Source organism: Rhizobium sp. 42MFCr.1 (assembly GCF_000377185.1).
Taxonomy (GTDB): Bacteria; Pseudomonadota; Alphaproteobacteria; order Rhizobiales; family Rhizobiaceae; genus Rhizobium; species Rhizobium altiplani.
Window position 1 is genome coordinate 41,111 of record NZ_KB897852.1, and the last position, 15,213, is coordinate 56,323.

The following is a 15,213-nucleotide window of genomic DNA, read 5'->3' on the forward strand; positions in this document are numbered from 1 at the left end:
TGCAGGAGAACGTCGTCGCTAACTGATGAGTTTGTATCCCGAGGGGCAGCGCGCTTTACGAGATCACGACCATGGTGGAACTATGGCTCCAGATTGGAAAAACGTACCTATCGAGGTTACCGATTTCACAATCCGTGGTGAGCCCGAGGTAGTTGACGTAGAACCCGACGACAAGGACTGCTGATTGGGAGCCCCTCGCCTCAGTTATCCCACGAATTGACCGCCGGAACGGTATTTTTTGTTTCCCCAGGGGTAGAGGCAAGCTGGAGCTCCAGCCTGCCCCTACCTCACCCACACTGGCAAACGAGATCGGCGAGACCTTTCTCGGAAGCGATCGACCCCGGCTCTTGGGGGCTACGCTGCCACTTCCTTGGCAAGTGTAGTTTTCACCCTTGGAACCACTTCTTCCCCGAATAGCCTGATGCTCTGGACCAATTTCTCATGCGGCATCGTTCCGATGCTGTATTTCAGCTGGAACCTCTGAATGCCAAGGTTCTCGATAACCGGCGCAAGCTTTGCGGCCACGCTTTCCGGTGAGCCGACATACAGCGAGCCCTGATCGATTTCGGCTTCGTAGTCTCTCTCGCTGACAGGACCCCAGCCCCGTTCACGGCCAATACGATCTCGCATGGCGCGGAAATGCGGCCAGAACTCCGCTTTTGCAGCGGCATCGGTCTCGGCGATATAGCCCGGGGAATGAACACCAACGGGAATTGCCGGATGCTTTAGCTGCTCATTGGCGTTACGATATAAATCGACGAATGGCTTGAAACGATAAGGGCTCCCGCCGATGATGGCTAGCATCATCGGAAGTCCATACTGCGCAGCACGAATGACGGAATCTGGGCTTCCGCCAACGCCTAGCCACGTCTTCAGCGGGCCTTTCTCGACAAGGGGAAACACGCGCTGACCATTCAAAGGCGGCCGCGTCATCCCCGTCCAGCTAACTGGCTTCTGCTCAAGGAGCTGGGCGAAAAGCTCGACCTTCTCCTCAAACAGCTTGTCGTAGTCGGACAACGAATACCCAAAGAGCGGGAAAGACTCAGTGAAAGACCCCCTGCCCAGGATGACCTCTGCGCGGCCGTTGGACGCTGCGTCGACAGTTGCGAACCGCTGATAAACGCGCACGGGGTCGTCCGAACTCAGCACCGTTACGGCCGAACCCAGCTTGATCCTTTCGGTCACCGTCGCAACGGCCGCAAGAACAGTTTCCGGGCTGGATACCGCGAAATCCTCGCGATGGTGCTCGCCGATCCCGAAGAAATCGATCCCAACCTGGTCGGCGACCACGGCCTCCTTGATGACATTCCGGATGACCTGAGCATACGTTTCAGGCTGGCCGTTGGCGTCGTGTGTTACGTCCCCAAAGGTATCGAGGCCGAATTCTACATTTGACTTTGTCATGCTTGTTGTCCCACGGGCCAAGCCGACGGCAACCGTCGACGCCCAATCGTTTGGATTTTGGGATCTTAGTTGGGGTGCCGCCTAGTAAAACGGAATGGCGAAAAACTAGATCGAAATCATCGAAGAGTTAGAAGATATGCGGGGTCCCCAAGATGGGACGAGCACCTTGGGGCACACGATCAACGGGAGTAGCCTCGTCAAGCAGAACCGGCGGCCAGGGCTTCCCCGCTGGCTTTGACCACGGCATCCACTGTGATGCCGAACTTGTTGTAGACGTCGTCGATCTTTCCGGATGCGCCGAAACTATGCATACCCACGAACCGACCATTGAACCCGAGATACCGGTCCCAGCTATCCTGGACGGCAGCCTCAACAGCGACCCGCGCAGATCCCACGCCGAGTACCTTCCTCTTGTACTCGGGCGTCTGAGCCTCGAACAATAGTCGGCACGGCATCGAGACGACGGCGGTCCGAATACCTCCGGCCTGCAGCCGATTCCGAGCTTGGACTGCCAGATGGAGTTCTGAGCCGGTCGCCATTATAGTCAGCTGACGCTCGCCGCCTTCCGCTTCCAGCAGCACGTACCCGCCTTTGGCTGACAGGTTTTCGCTTCCAGGGTCGCTGCGCAGCAATGGCATTGGCTGTCGGGACAGTGCGATGAGAGCAGCTCTGCGGGGAGCGTCGAGAATTGCTTCCCAGCATTCTGCCGTTTCAATCGGATCACCCGGGCGGTAAACAGCGAGCCCTGGGATTGCCCGAAGTGCGGACAGATGCTCGACTGGCTGATGGGTCGGCCCATCTTCGCCCAAGCCGATAGAATCGTGCGTCATCACAAAGATCGAGCGGATTTCCATCATGGCGGCAAGGCGAATGGCAGGTCGCGCGTAATCAGAGAACGTCAGGAACGTGCCGCCGTACGGAATCAATCCCCCGTGAAGGGCGATGCCATTGATCGTGGCGGCCATACCATGCTCGCGGACGCCATAATGGATGTAGGAGCCCGCATACTGACCGGGGGCAATCTCGACCTGCGACTTGGCTTTCGTGTTATTGGACGGCGTCAGATCCGCTGAACCTCCGATCAGCTCCGGTACGGCCTCGGCCAAGTGATTAAGGACGGTACCACTGGCTTGGCGAGTGGCCATATCCTTCTCGCTTGCCAGCAACTCGCTTTTGGCCGCCTCGATCGCCTTGCGCCAGTCGTGCGGCAACGCACCTTTCATCCGGCGCTCGAATTCCGCGCGGATCTCGCCGTTCGCGGTTTGAACGCGTACTGCCCACGCCATCCGCGCGTTTTGCCCCTTTGAGCCAATGGAGCGCCACGCCTCAAGCAGGTCATTTGGAATCTCGAACGGAGGCGAAGACCAGTCCAAGAGCTTTCGTGCCCCCGCAATCTCTTCCTCCCCCGGCGCATCGCTGTGTGCCTTCTGGGTTCCTGCCTTTGTCGGGAAGCCAAAGCCAATGATCGTCTTGCAGGCGATCATCGAGGGTCTGTCGGTGACCTTCCGCGCCTCGATGATCGCTGCCCTGATAGCATCGGTATCGTGTCCGTCGATCTGCAGGACATGCCAGTTGGCCGAACGGAAACGCGCCTGATGGTCATCGGACTCGGCGAGGCTGGTCGCACCGTCGATGGAAATCGAGTTGTCATCCCAGAAATAGATGAGCTTCCCGAGTTTCATGTGACCTGCGAGCGCGATGGCTTCCTGGCTGATACCTTCCATCAGGCAACCGTCGCCATGGAAGACGTAGGTGTAATGGTTCGAAAGATCGTCGCCGAACTTTGCGTTCATGATCCGCTCGGCCAGGGCCATTCCGACCCCGTTGGCGAGCCCCTGCCCCAGTGGACCGGTCGTCGTTTCGATACCTGTCGCGTGATGGTATTCTGGGTGCCCTGCTGTTCGCGAACCGATTTGGCGAAAATTCTTGATCTCATCGATGGTCATATCCTCGTAGCCGGTCAGATACAGAAGGCTGTAGAGCAGCATCGAGCCATGACCGTTCGAGATCAGGAACCGGTCACGGTCGTACCAGTAAGGGTCCTTGCTATCGAACTTCATGAATTCAGAGAAAAGCACCGCCGCGATGTCTGCCATGCCCATTGGCATGCCGGGGTGACCGCTTTTGGCCCTCTGGACCGCGTCCATGGAAAGGAACCGAATGCAGTTGGCGAGCTTGCGGAGGTGGGGGTCTTTTGGCGCGGGAACAGATGCGGTCGTATCGGGCATGGCAGTATCTCCTAGTTCAGACCGAGTATCTCGCTTGGAGATAGGGCGAGGACGAAGGAGCGACAGAATGGTGACGCGTCAGCGACTATGGGTCACACACCAGAAGGTGTACTGGCTGTCCCCGGGTGAAAGCTGGAAGCTACGGGAACAGCCGCTTGGAAAGGCGTTCTCAATCTACTTACGCATCTTCGCGGGTTTGCTGTTCACAACCGACGCGACGCCTCTCAGTTTGACCAAGCACCCGCCACAGAAGGCAAATTTCACCTCGTCGGCTTGCGAACGCTAAACATCACCCACATGCCGTTCCGGTAAAAATTAAATGCTTGGTAGGATAGCGTGGCAAGGGCGGGCGCTATCGCAATGCCATGCTTTCGGAGGACCTACTCACCCTGCTGCGTCTCCGGCAACCGACTTGCGGCTTTTGGGGAGCGAGTACGCCATGGCTGCCCTTCGCTGGCGTACGGGTCTCGAGTTGGTATGACAGATACTGGGCAACCGCGCACAACGTCCCAAGCCGCATTGGAGCCGGGCGGGTTTGGAGCAGACATTAGGCCCCAAGTAACATCGCCGGACCGGCAAGCTGATCCAAAAGAACCTCCCGATCGTAATGAACATATAGAGCGCAGCGCGATTAAGGACGTATTATGCGTTTAATAACCACCATGATCGCTGACGTGCTCGGGGTGACGTCTTCGCAGGCTGCTGCAGAGCGCTGCACGGCCCAGGACATAAGAGACGGAATCGTAGGTCGGCGGATCTTCCTCGCCGTGCCGTTTGGTGGCGAGTTTCCGCTCAAATACTGGGAGGACGGCCGCGGCGAGGCGCTCGGCCTTGGCCGCTTCGCCAAACCGAACGACACCGGCAACTGGTGGATTCAAGCCGACCGCCTCTGCCAGAGGTTCCGCAGTTGGTATGGCGGCACACCCATGTGCTTCGATCTCTACCGCATCGAAACAAGCGGCTGAAAGGGATCCGCAATGATGGCAAGGCCGGTACGGCGCGCATCGGGCCACGGCTGTGAGCGCCTCGAGACTGGTAATGGCCACGGCTCAGACCAGGGGGGCGGTTGTCCGGGGCTACACATTGCGACTACAGGATCCCCAGGAGAATGAAGCATGCGCCTGTTTGCAGCATTCCTCGTCGTCGCGGCCATGAACATGACCTTGGCGATTGTGCCGGCACAGGCACGCGGCTTCTCGTTCGAGGATTTCTTTACCGGCAGGACCGTAGCCGAGGGCAGCTTTCGCGCCATCACCGGCCTGCAACGGAGGTTCACCGTCGCGCTCCACGGAAAATGGGACGGGCGCACGCTGACGCTCAGGGAAGACTTCACATTTGACGACGGCACCCGGGACCACAAGACCTGGCGCTTCGTGAAGACCGGAGCCGACAGGTACCGCGGCACGCGCGAGGACGTGGTCGGCGAGACGCTGGTCAAGATCGACGGCAACGTGGCGCGTTTCACCTACCTCGTCTACCTCGATGCGGCCAACCGGAGGAACAAGGTCCGTTTCCACGACACGATGACGCTGAAAAACGACGGAACGGTGCTCAATTCCGCCTACGTCACGAAATTCGGCTTGCCGGTCGCATGGACGCGCGTGGAATTCAGGAGGCGCTGAGCGATGTGGGGAGCACGGGGCCTCAGTGAAGACAGGCGTGGAACGGCGCCCCGCGCACGAGCCCTCGTCTATATCGCCATGCCCATCCCGCCCTGCCGCTGGTGGCACTGGCCCTGCCGCTCTACGTCATCGTACCGACGTTCTATTCGGAATCGATCGGACTGTCGGTAGCGGCCGTCGGCACGGTTCTCCTCACCATCCGTCTCTTCGACGCAGCCACCGATCCCGTGTTCGCCTGGCTTGCGGACCGATGGCGCGGGCGCGGTGGTCGCCGACGCGGCTTCTTCCTCGCCTCGCTGCCGCTTACGGCAGGGTCTGCGTTCATGCTCTTCTGGTCCCCCGTCGAGGCGGGCCTTGGCTGTCTCGCCTTTTGGGCCGCGCTTGTCTCGATTGGCTTCACGTGGACGCCCCTGCCCTACACCGCCTGGGGCGCTGAACTGTCCGGCGACTACTCGGAGCGCACGCGCAACTCCGCCTTCCGCGAGGGCGCCACGCTGATCGGGATCCTGCTTGCCACGAGCCTGCCCTTCTCGATAGGGCTGACAGAAAGAGAAGGGATGCGCGGGCTTCAGGCAATGGCGATCCTTGTCGCTATCCTGCTGCCGATATCGGGTCTCGCAACCGTAGCGCTTGTACCAGAACCAAAGAACCGCTCGTCGAGAGAGCTCGGCCTCTTCGAGGGAGCGGCCTTCATGGCCGCAAACCGGCCGTTTCTCCGGCTGATCGCCGCTTTCCTGCTCAACGGATTTGCCAAGGCATCCGGCCACCCTGTTCCTCTATTTCGTATCCGACCGGCTGGGTGCGCCGGACTGGCGCGGGCCGCTGCTTCTCGTCTATTTCGCCTGCGCGGTGCTCGGCGTCCCGCTGGGGGCGAGGGCCGCCAGCCGCTTCGGCAAGCACCGCGCATGGTGCGGCGCGATGTTGGCGACCTGTCCGATCTTCGCCTTGTCGGGTTTTCTCGGCCGCGGCGACGTGAGCGCGTTCGGCGTCATCTGCTTGCTGACAGGCCTTTTGCTCGGTTTCGACCTGGCCCTTCCGCCATCTATCCAGGCCGACGTGATCGATCACGACACCGCTCGCTCCGGCGCGCAGCGCTCCGGCCTCTATTTTGCGGCATGGAGCCTTGCAACGAAGCTGTCGCTCGCAGCCGCGGTAGGGCTGGTCTTTCCTGCTCGCTCTGCAGGCGGAGGCTCAGGGAGTTCGTCGGACGCGATTGCAGTGCTGTATTCCTGGCTGCCGATCGTCCCGAAGCTCGCGGCGATCTGGCTGATGCGCGCTTTCCGCTCGACAGGGTGGCGCAGGCGGAACTGCTGCGCCGGATCGGGAAGGACAGATGAACACGAAGCCGCCCCGGCGGATCCGAAAGCGCTCCCGCCCCCTAGTCGAGGAGGATCGACATGAACGCGAGGCTCAAATTGGTCAGCAACAACCAACCGAACCGCAAGGACAGCCCGCGCAAGGTGGCCTGGATTACCGGAGCAAGCTCGGGCATCGGCCGGTCGCTTGCCATCAGGATGGCGCAGAGCGGGTGGAGGGTCGCTGCCAGCGCGCGCAACGCGGCCGCGCTCGAAAAACTCGCCGCCGTGCTGCCCGGCATCATCCATCCCTATCCGCTCGACGTCACCGACCGCAAGGCGACTGGGGAGGCTCTCGCCGCGATCGAGGCAAATCTGGCACCTGTCTCCCTCGCCGTCTTCGGCGCAGGAACTTACCGGCGCGAGACGCTTACAAGTTTCGACGCCGGAGAAATCGGCGAAATGGTCGCGCTCAACATCATGGGCACCGTCAACTGCCTGCAGGCGGCGATGCCACGGATGAGTGCGCGCCGGTCCGGCCAGATCGCCGTCATGGCATCGGTCGCAGGCTATACCGGCCTACCCGGTGCTGCCGGCTACGGCGCGACGAAGGCGGCGCTGATCAACATGTGCGAAGCACTCTATCCTGAACTCGAGCGTCACGGCGTGCGGATGACAGTCATCAACCCCGGCTTTGTCGACACGCCGCTGACGCAAAGGAACGACTTTCCCATGCCTTTCCTGATCTCGTCGGAGGAAGCGGCGGGCCATATCCTGAGGGGGCTCGACAGGGGAAGCTTCGAAATTGCCTTTCCATGGAAGATGAAGGTGGCGATGAAGCTCTTGCAGGCGCTGCCTCCGCGCCTGCGATTCGCGCTCACCCGGCGCATGCTCCGCAACGACGCGTGACGTCACGGCCTCTCCAGGCGGAACTGGTAGACGCCGGTCCTGCCGGTACGAAACCCTGCAGCGCAGTAGTGCAGGTAGTACCGCCACATCCGAAAGAAGCGTTCGTCGAAGCCGAGCGGGCGTATCGCCGTCCAGTTCTCGACGAATGCGCGCTCCCAGTGCAAGAGTGTCTTCTCGTAGTCGCGACCGAAGGAGAATGAATCGATAACCGCCAGGCCGGACGCAACCGCCCTTTCCCTGAAGATCGTCGGCGACGGCAGCATGCCGCCGGGGAAGATGTGAGTCTGGATGAAGTCGGCATTGCGCCGGTAGTGTTCGAAGCGCGTGTCGTCGATGGTGATGACCTGGATCATCGCCTGACCGCCCCGCGCCAGCAATTCGCGCAGGCGATCGAAGTAGAGCCGCCAGTTCTCCTCGCCGACCGCCTCGAACATCTCGATCGAGACGACCTTGGTGAAACGTCCCCCGCAATCGCGATAGTCCTGTAGCCGCACCTCCGCCCGGTTGGACAGACCCGCGGCCGCGATTCGCTCCCGCGCATGCTGCGCCTGCTCCGCTGACAGCGTCAGTCCGGTGACACGGCAACCGGTGCGCGACACGGCGTGTTCCATGAACCCGCCCCATCCGCAGCCGATCTCGAGCACATGGTCCTCCGGACCGATCCGAAGGGCTTTCAGGATCCGGTCATACTTCGCCAGTTGGGCCTCGGGCAGTGGCTGCGCCTCATGTTCGAAGACAGCCGCGGAATAGGTCATCGTCTCGTCGAGCCAGGCGCCGTAGAACGCGTTGCCGAGATCGTAGTGGAAGGCGATGTTGCGACGGCTGCCGGCGCGCGAGTTGCGCCGCAGCCGATGGCGCAGATAGGCAAGCTTCCCGATCAGCGGCGAGGACGCAAGGACCGGCCGCAACGCCGGCTCATTGGCGATCGCCAGCTCCATGACCGCCCCCAGATCCGGCGAATCCCAGTCGCCGTCGAGATAGGCGCGCGAAAAGCCAAGGCTGCCGCCTGTCAGAAGACGCCAGAACGGTCGCGCATTGTTGAACCGGATGGCAGCCGAGGGGCCGGCCCCCCCACCGACCGCCACGTGCTCCCCGCCGCAGGGAAACTGAACCAGGACACGCCCGCGCTCGATGCCATCGGCCCAACGACACACAATCTGCTGCCAGAGCGACCGGCGCGGCGCAAGGAAAGTCGGGGCCTCTTGTTCAGCCTGGCTCATGCTGTTGTTCTTCCGATGGATTGCGGGAAACGATGGTGGTGGCGACGAGAATATCGGCAGGTTGATGGCGATGGACGGGCACGCCCTTCATCCAGAGCCGCAGCGCCTCCCAGTGAATGCCCCCCATGACCTTCAGCGTCATCAGCGGATACTTGAAGAGCATGAAAAGCAGCCGGCGATCGGATAGCTCGACCCGCTTCCCGGAGAAGGTGGCGACCAGCAGCGGCCCCTGACCGTCACGTTCATTGATTGCGACCGTCACGCGCTCGCCCGGTGGCTCAATGCAAAAATCGTAGCAGCAATCCATCGGCACGAACGGCGAGACATAGAGTTCCTTGGCGCAGGACTGCCGGATGGTGCCATCTCCCGGGTTCGCGACAGGGATCACATAGGTATGCCGCTCGCGGAAAGTGTTGCAGACCTCGTAGAGGACGGCCCGCACCGCGCCATCCGACCCGCTGCAGAAGTAGACCGTCAACGGATTGAACACGAAGCCGAAGATACGCGGATAGCAGAGCAGACGGATGCGGATGCCGTCGACATCGATAGCGGCGTCGATGAGCTGGCGTTCGACCCAGGCACGCAGCCCGCCGGGCGTCCCGTCGCCGTGGTCGGCATCCTGGAAGGAATACAGCGCCCGGCGATTATGACCGAACAGCCGCAGCCTGCGGTCCAGCGTCGGCAGCTCGTCGAGATCCAGCAGCACGGAAAACACGCGATAGCGCAGTCGATGTCGGCGTGGCCGATGCCGCGCGTGCGTCACTGCACCGACATAGAGGGTCGAGCCGACTGTCATTGCGCCATCGCAAGACTGGTGGTGGAAGGGATGCGGCCGGACTCATTTTCGACAGACCAGGGTCGACGCTGGCCGCAGATCGCCTCGGCGACCGAAAGCCCTGATTGCAGGCCGTCCTCATGAAAGCCGCTGCCGAAATGAGCGCCGCAGAACCACACGCCATCGCGCCCCTGCAGGCGCCAGAGTTCCTTCTGCGCCGCAAGCGCCGCCGGGTCGAACAGGGGATGCTCGTAGTCGACCTCGGCGATGATCCGCTCCTCGGGGATGTCGCGGCGAGGATTGAGCGTAACAAACAGCGGCGTGGCCGGATCAATACCCTGAAGCCGATTCATCCAGTAGGTGACGCAGAGCGGCCGTTCGCCGTCCCGTTCCGGCTCGCCGATGTAGTTCCAGCTCGACCAGACCTCTCTGCGCCTCGGCATCAGCCGCTCGTCGGTGTGCAGCACGGCGGTATTGGCCGTATAGCCAATCGCACCCAGCAACTCCCGCTCCTGCCCGAGGGGATCGGCGAGCATGGCGAGCGCGCAATCGGCATGGGTCGCGATCACGACGTCGGTATATACATCGCGGTTGCCGCGCCAGTCGGTCACCGACACAGAGCCCATCTCGCGGCGGATCTCGCGGACGGCGCTACGCAGGCGGATTTCCCCGGAAAAGTCCGCAAGCAGCCGGGTGACATACTCGCGGCTGCCGCCGGTCACCGTGCGCCAGCGCGGCCGGTCCGAAATGGCAAGCAGGCCGTGGCTTTCGAAGAAGCGGATGAACGCATGGAGGGGATAGTCGCGCATCCGCCTTGCCGTGGCTGACCAGATCGCCGCCCCCATCGGCAGGAGGTGATCGGCGACGAAGGCGGGACTGTAGTGGTTTTCGTCAAGGTACTGGCCGAGCGTCATCGACGCCAGTTCCTCGCGACCGAGCGCAGCCGGCGCCTCGCGATAGAAGCGCAGCGTATCGGACAGCATGCGCCAGAAGCGCAGTCGAAATACGTTACCAGGCTGGCCAAGCAAGCCGCCGATCCCCGCGCCGGAATATTCGAACGCACCGCCATCGAGCGATGCCGCAAACGACATGTCCGAGGTCTGGGTCGGCACCGCTAGATGCTCGAACAGGGCCACGAGGTTCGGATAGTTGCGGTCGTTGTAGACGATGAACCCGGTATCGACCGGGATCGGGCCGGAGCGTGAGGGCGCTGATACCGTGTTGGCATGGCCGCCCGGCCTGTCGGCCGCCTCATAGAGCACGACGTCCATGCTGCGGCCGATGAGCCAGGCAGCGGCCATTCCGGATATGCCCGCGCCAATCACGGCCACCCGCCGGCGGGGCGGACCGTCGCCATGATCTCGGTCGACGCGCATTATAACCCTTTCCATTAGCAATAGTTTTGCCCTTGGATACGAGGGAAACGCACAACCGGATTGATACCGGCGCAGATTTTTGAACAATGGTGATCCGGCACACAATCGCCGCCGTATCGACCTGCATGACGATTGCAGTCCCCATACCGGCGCCCGCGTGCCCCGACATCCCGATCCAGAAGCCCCGGGGCGATTCCGCGGCAGGACTTCGGGTCAATATGAAGCGTGCATGGATGAGCGAGACCGCCAGGGAACTGACAAAGGACGAAGCCCGCGCGCTGCTCGAAGCGGTCGGCCGCGATCGGGACATGGCGGCCTTCGAGGCTCTCTTTCGCCACTACGGCCCACGTATCAAGGCCTATATGGTCCGTTTGGCCCGCGACGGCAGTGTTGCCGAGGAACTGATGCAGGAAACCATGATTGCGGTCTGGAACAAGGCCGCGCAGTTCGAGCCGGGCCGCGGAAACGTCTCGACTTGGATCTTCACCATCGCCCGCAACCTTCGGATCGATGCGTACAGAAAAACCCGGCGGCCGGATTTCGATCCGAATGACCCCGCTTTCGTGCAGGACGACAGCCCGCCGGCGGACGCCGCCGTGGAGGAAAGGCAGGAGGCGGAGCGGCTGCGCAACGCCATGGCGGTGCTGCCGCAGGAGCAGCTCGAACTGCTTCGCCTTTCCTTTTTCAACGATTGTTCGCACAGCTCGATCGCCGAGAGGCTCAACCTGCCGCTCGGCACGGTTAAGTCCCGCATCCGGCTCGCCTTCGCCAAGCTGCGCACCGCACTGGAGGACGGACAATGACGATCCGTCACCATGTCAGCGACGAACTTCTGCTCGCCTACGCTGCCGGCACGCTGGAGGAAGGCTGGCGGCTCGCGGTCGCAACGCATCTGGCGCTCTGCCCCGATTGCCGCAAGCGGCTTTCGCTGATGGAGGAGGCAGGCGGCCAGTTGCTCGAGGAGATTGCGCCCGAGCCGGCGATGGCAACGTCGTTCGAGCAGTTGCGGCAACGCATTCTGCACGAGGCTGCGCCGGCCCGCCCCGCGCCTGCAGCCGCACGCCCGGCCGCGCCGGCTCGTGTCGCGTCGCCGGTCCTGCCTGAACCACTTCGCTCCTATGTCGGGGGTGATGTCGAAACGCTGAAATGGAAATCGCTCGGGCGCGGTGCCTACCATATTCCGATCAGGACCGATGACGGAACGAGGATGGTACGGCTCCTGCGGATACCGGCCGGCAAGCCGGTGCCCGAGCACGGCCACGGCGGCCGGGAACTCACGCTCGTCCTCAGCGGCAGCTTCCATGATGGCGAAAAACTGTTTGCGCGCGGCGACCTGGACGAGGCCGATGCCAGCGTACAGCATCAGCCTGTGGCAACCCCCGATGAAGATTGCATCTGCCTTGCCGTTACTGACGCGCCGCTGAAGTTCAGAAGCTGGCTGGTGCGCTTGGTCCAGCCGGTGCTCGGCATATGATCGACACTCGGGAGCGTGAACCCGTATGACCTACCTGATTCCGTATCTGGCAACAGCGCTCGTCTTTCTCGGCCTCGACTTCCTCTGGCTGACGCGCATCTCGCCCACTTACTATCGCAGCCGCATCGGCGAGCTTCTGCTGGCGCAGCCGAATTTCGCCGCCGCCGCGGCCTTCTACCTGCTCTACGTGGCTGGGATCGTCTATTTCGCCGTCGTTCCGGCCCTGAACGCCGGAAACTGGACCACCGCACTCCTCTCCGGCGCCATCCTCGGCCTCGTCGCCTTCGGCACCTACGACATGACGAACCTCGCGACGCTGAAGGGATGGTCGCTGCAGGTCAGCCTCGTCGATATGCTCTGGGGGATGGTGATCACAGCCACCTCCGCCACCACCGGCTATCTGGTGACCATGCACTGGTTCCTGCCAGGGCGATCCTGACTGAAACCTCCGGGCCTGCGAGGGCGGACAGCGCGAAAAGGAATAACTGCTGCGCGGCACTCAGGTACACGCCCACGAGAATTTAAGCATGATTTTCCGGGTTAAGATGAGTGTCTGCGGGGGTGGCGGAGATGCCCGCGTCCTCCCTCGGGGTTAGGCGTAGCAGGAGCAACATAACGCTTGAGTAGCCGCCACTTCGGCAGACTCATCAACACCGGCCAGGTGTCCGCATTGATGCAACAACGTTCGGTGGCGTTACGAATAAAGAGTGAGAGAGAAAGACGAATGCTGCAAAGAACTTCAAACCAAAACAAGACGTGGATCCGAACACTCTTGCTTGCTATCCTGCCCGTCGCTGCGACGTCCGTTCTGGGCCAGTTGGCGACCTATCCGAACATCGAAAGTTGGTATTCGACGCTAGAGAAGCCGACGTTCAATCCTCCAAACTGGGTGTTTGCTCCAGTTTGGACAGCGCTTTACATTCTCATGGCTTATTCTGCCTGGAAGCTCCTAAGCATGCCTGCGAAAACGCCGGGCAGGTCTTCGGCCTTGACCGTTTTTTTCATTCAGCTCACCCTGAACGCATTGTGGTCTTGGATGTTCTTTGCCCTACAAAGCCCAATCACTGGCTTGGTTAATATCATTGTGCAGTGCGGATTTATTCTCGCGACGATCGGGTGTGCTTGGCGCGTTGACAAGATGGCGGCCCTTTGCCTCGTACCGCTCGCGGCCTGGGTCTCCTTCGCTGCGGTTCTGAATTTTGCGATCTGGCACCTCAATTGACCGTCTGACCAGGAGCCGAACGCAGCTCACAAAAGTTTATGAGGCTTATGGAACAGATCGGGTTTCATCGCGCGCTCCTTTCCAATCCGGTTTGTCCATGGGCGCCCTCGAAACGGCGCCCATTTCGATGGATTTTAATCACACGGCGGCGCTCTGCGCGTCGATCTGTGGCGCCCCGTCCGGTCGTCCGAGAGCCGAGGCGCTTTGAATGTTGATCTTCCGCGGTTTCAATGCTTCGGGGATTTCGCGAACGAGATCGATCGTCAGCAGACCATTGTTCAATTCGGATGCGGCCACCCTGACATGGTCGGCAAGCTCGAAACGATGTTCGAACGGCCGGCTGGCAATGCCTCGGTGAAGATAAGCTTCCGACGAAGATTCCTGCTTTTTGCCTATAACGGTGAGTAGATTGGTCTGGAATGTGATGTCCAGGTCGCCCTCGGCGAAGCCCGCAACCGCAATGGAGATCCGGTAGCTGTCGGCGCCCGTCTTGGCAATGTCATAGGGCGGCCAGTCGCTAACCGAGCGCCCACGCTGTGCGTTTTCCAAGAGATTGAAGACCCGGTCGAAGCCGATGCTCGAACGAAAGAGCGGTGTATAGTCGTAAGATGTTGCCATAGCCATATCCTCCTTGAAGCAACATGGTATGGAGCGCTGAAAAGATAGCGCTCCCAGCGAGGCCAGCCCTGTTCCAGCGGCTGGTCGCAATCGATCTGGTTTTTGACGAATTCAGTTTCAAGAACCCTGCCAAAAAAATTATGGCATTCCTCAATGCAGCTTGAAGTCGCCTTCAACCCCCCGCCATTCGTTTGGCCCTATCAGCCGCCTATGGGGGTAGCGAACCGAATGCAAGTGGCCCTCCAGGAGGTTCTGCCAGAAGGCCAGAAACTCAGGAAGTCTGGCGCCAGATCATAGTCCTGCCAGACATAGGTTCGCAGGACGAATTCAAAATGGGGGATTCGATAAAGGATATGCGAGGTGGCAAGATGAATGCGATACCTTGCCCGCCTGCCTGAACTGAAAGGGCAAAGCGTCGAAGCCATTGCGGACAGGGTGGCCCGATTTCGGACCGATACTTTTATGGCGACCGCATCTTTGTCAGGATGGCCGCTGTGGCGGCGCAATGAAGTCGTCCGCCCCTGTCGCTGGCGACGTCTGCTTTCGGGCCACGGCCAAGCTGGTCCCTACGGCCGACGTGGTTTAGGGTTTCGGGTGCCGTCAGGCGTACGAAAGCCTCTCATGCAGGAACCCGCGGTCGGCATTCTCTGAGCTATGGGGTTTTGTATATCGGATCTGCCTGCGGGCCGCTGATCGCAGCGGCGCAAGCAGCCGATAAAAAGCCAGTTTTAGTTTTATCTCGACTTATGGGAGACCATCATGCGTAGCTTGATTATGTGTCTGATGCTGGCAGCCGCCAGCATGATTGCCGCAACAGTTGTGTCAGCGTGTCCCGCGCAGGCCACGACAGATGTTCGCGAGGCTCCGGTTCCCATCCACTACCGAACTGCAAAGATCGATGGCCTCGATATCTTCTACCGGGAAGCCGGTCCGGCCGACGCTCCGGTCGTGCTGCTGCTTCATGGCTTTCCCACATCGTCTCATATGTTCCGGAATCTGATTCCGCTTCTTGCAGACCGGTACCATGTCGTCGCGCCGGATTATCCGGGCTACGGGCAAAGCGCCACTCC

15 protein-coding genes and 2 pseudogenes are annotated in these 15,213 nt (G+C 61.2%); 10 read left to right on the forward strand and 7 right to left on the reverse strand.

Going from position 1 to position 15,213, the window contains the following annotated elements; genetic code table 11:
- Positions 1-354: 354 nt before the first annotated feature.
- The gene (locus tag C934_RS0124990; RefSeq protein ID WP_018859298.1) at positions 355-1,404 is read right to left on the reverse strand and encodes an LLM class flavin-dependent oxidoreductase; all 1,050 of its coding nucleotides are present in this window, start codon (positions 1,402-1,404) and stop codon (positions 355-357) included.
- Positions 1,405-1,601: 197 nt separating this feature from the next.
- Positions 1,602-3,632 carry a transketolase gene (gene tkt / locus C934_RS0124995; protein WP_018859299.1) on the reverse strand — a complete coding sequence of 677 codons (2,031 nt, stop codon included), beginning with the start codon at positions 3,630-3,632 and terminating at the stop codon, positions 1,602-1,604.
- Between the two features lie 644 nt (positions 3,633-4,276).
- On the opposite strand from tkt, the gene C934_RS32530 reads away from it, so the two are divergent.
- The 5 genes and pseudogenes from C934_RS32530 to C934_RS0125020 all read left to right on the forward strand — a co-directional run bounded on the left by C934_RS32530 (position 4,277) and on the right by C934_RS0125020 (position 7,458).
- Positions 4,277-4,597 carry a hypothetical protein gene (locus C934_RS32530; RefSeq protein WP_245268005.1) on the forward strand — a complete coding sequence of 107 codons (321 nt, stop codon included), beginning with the start codon at positions 4,277-4,279 and terminating at the stop codon, positions 4,595-4,597.
- Between the two features lie 150 nt (positions 4,598-4,747).
- Positions 4,748-5,254, forward strand: a complete 507-nt coding sequence (locus C934_RS0125010; protein WP_018859302.1) for a DUF3833 family protein — start codon at positions 4,748-4,750, stop codon at positions 5,252-5,254.
- A 101-nt stretch (positions 5,255-5,355) separates the two neighbouring features.
- Positions 5,356-5,946, forward strand: a pseudogene (locus C934_RS36345) (MFS transporter); the annotation flags it as partial.
- A 55-nt stretch (positions 5,947-6,001) separates the two neighbouring features.
- A complete protein-coding gene (locus tag C934_RS36350) occupies positions 6,002-6,655 on the forward strand; it encodes an MFS transporter (protein ID WP_335328212.1) in 654 nt (217 codons plus the stop codon).
- Positions 6,652-7,458: an SDR family NAD(P)-dependent oxidoreductase gene (locus C934_RS0125020; protein WP_018859303.1), complete on the forward strand. Its 807-nt coding sequence runs from the start codon at positions 6,652-6,654 to the stop codon at positions 7,456-7,458. The genes C934_RS36350 and C934_RS0125020 overlap by 4 nt, the downstream gene beginning before the upstream one ends.
- A 2-nt stretch (positions 7,459-7,460) precedes the next feature.
- Here C934_RS0125020 and C934_RS0125025 read toward each other — a convergent pair whose 3' ends face one another.
- From C934_RS0125025 to C934_RS0125035, 3 genes are read right to left on the reverse strand one after another with little or no spacing between them, the layout of a single operon-like run.
- Positions 7,461-8,678, reverse strand: coding sequence for an SAM-dependent methyltransferase (locus C934_RS0125025; protein WP_018859304.1), 1,218 nt, complete (start codon positions 8,676-8,678; stop codon positions 7,461-7,463).
- Entirely contained in the window at positions 8,665-9,474 is an 810-nt protein-coding gene (locus C934_RS0125030; RefSeq protein WP_018859305.1) for a DUF1365 domain-containing protein, read from the reverse strand. Before C934_RS0125030 ends, C934_RS0125025 begins: the two co-directional genes overlap by 14 nt.
- Positions 9,471-10,829: an NAD(P)/FAD-dependent oxidoreductase gene (locus tag C934_RS0125035; RefSeq protein ID WP_018859306.1), complete on the reverse strand. Its 1,359-nt coding sequence runs from the start codon at positions 10,827-10,829 to the stop codon at positions 9,471-9,473. Before C934_RS0125035 ends, C934_RS0125030 begins: the two co-directional genes overlap by 4 nt.
- A gap of 233 nt (positions 10,830-11,062) precedes the next feature.
- Here C934_RS0125035 and C934_RS0125040 point away from each other — a divergent pair, with 233 nt between their 5' ends.
- From C934_RS0125040 to C934_RS0125055, 4 genes are all read left to right on the forward strand, one after another.
- Complete coding sequence (locus C934_RS0125040; RefSeq protein WP_051085619.1) at positions 11,063-11,632, forward strand: sigma-70 family RNA polymerase sigma factor; 570 nt, start codon at positions 11,063-11,065, stop codon at positions 11,630-11,632.
- Complete coding sequence (locus C934_RS0125045) at positions 11,629-12,303, forward strand: ChrR family anti-sigma-E factor (protein ID WP_018859308.1); 675 nt, start codon at positions 11,629-11,631, stop codon at positions 12,301-12,303. Before C934_RS0125040 ends, C934_RS0125045 begins: the two co-directional genes overlap by 4 nt.
- 25 nt (positions 12,304-12,328) lie before the next feature.
- Positions 12,329-12,742, forward strand: a complete 414-nt coding sequence (locus tag C934_RS0125050) for a DUF2177 family protein (RefSeq protein ID WP_018859309.1) — start codon at positions 12,329-12,331, stop codon at positions 12,740-12,742.
- 180 nt (positions 12,743-12,922) lie between these two features.
- Positions 12,923-13,525 (forward strand): TspO/MBR family protein, encoded by a 603-nt coding sequence (locus C934_RS0125055; protein ID WP_335328207.1) that lies wholly within the window; start codon positions 12,923-12,925, stop codon positions 13,523-13,525.
- A gap of 138 nt (positions 13,526-13,663) precedes the next feature.
- On the opposite strand, the gene C934_RS0125060 is transcribed toward C934_RS0125055, so the two are convergent.
- Both C934_RS0125060 and C934_RS34080 read right to left on the reverse strand, forming a co-directional pair.
- Positions 13,664-14,143, reverse strand: coding sequence for an Hsp20 family protein (locus C934_RS0125060; RefSeq protein ID WP_018859311.1), 480 nt, complete (start codon positions 14,141-14,143; stop codon positions 13,664-13,666).
- A gap of 150 nt (positions 14,144-14,293) precedes the next feature.
- Positions 14,294-14,568, reverse strand: a pseudogene (locus C934_RS34080) (aspartate-semialdehyde dehydrogenase).
- A gap of 334 nt (positions 14,569-14,902) precedes the next feature.
- Here C934_RS34080 and C934_RS0125070 point away from each other — a divergent pair.
- Positions 14,903-15,213, forward strand: a 311-nt coding sequence (locus tag C934_RS0125070) for an alpha/beta fold hydrolase (RefSeq protein ID WP_156828794.1), incomplete at its 3' end; no start/stop codon positions are given.